Here is an 822-nt window from a genome sequence, read left to right on the forward strand (position 1 = left end):
CAGCACCTTCAACGGCACTGCCGTCATCTTCAGTGAAGTCATTGCTGCTAGTAATAGTTATTTCTGGTGCATCATTGCTAGTAGTAACACCTGGCTCAACAGTTGCGGCTTCACCGTCTACCGTGCCGTCATTTGGTGTTAGTGTAAATGCAGGTAATTCTTCGCCACTATTGACAAGTTCTGCGCCCGCTTCTGTTAAGACAACTGTACCATCTACGATTTCATAATTTACGGTATCGCTTAATGTAACAGTAACCTCGTCACCGTCTTCGTCTGTTGTTTCAAACGTCGCAACCACAGCACCTTCAACGGCACTGCCGTCATCTTCAGTGAAGTCATTGCTGCTAGTAATAGTTATTTCTGGTGCATCATTGCTAGTAGTAACACCTGGCTCAACAGTTGCGGCTTCACCGTCAGTAGTGCCGTCATTTGGTGTTAATGTAAATGTAGGTAATTCTTCGCCACTATTGACAAGTTCTGCGCCCGCTTCTGTTAAGACAACTGTACCATCTACGATTTCATAATTTACGGTATCGCTTAATGTAACAGTAACCTCGTCACCGTCTTCGTCTGTTGTTTCGAACGTCGCAACCACAGCACCTTCAACGGCACTGCCGTCATCTTCAGTGAAGTCATTGCTGCTAGTGATAGTTATTTCTGGTGCATCATTGGTAGTAGTAACACCTGGCTCAACAGTTGCGGCTTCACCGTCAGTAGTACCGTCATTTGGTGTTAGTGTAAATGCAGGTAATTCTTCGCCACTATTGACAAGTTCTGCCCCCGCTTCTGTTAAGACAACCGTACCATCTACGATTTCATAAT

1 protein-coding gene is annotated in these 822 nt (G+C 45.3%); it reads right to left on the bottom strand.

The window, feature by feature from the left end:
• A partial coding sequence (locus tag V5290_RS17295) for a hypothetical protein (protein WP_333388755.1) occupies positions 1-822 on the bottom strand: 822 nt, incomplete at both ends.

The sequence above is a fragment of the Psychromonas arctica genome (genome assembly GCF_036697365.1).
GTDB classification, from domain to species: Bacteria; Pseudomonadota; Gammaproteobacteria; order Enterobacterales; family Psychromonadaceae; genus Psychromonas; species Psychromonas arctica_A.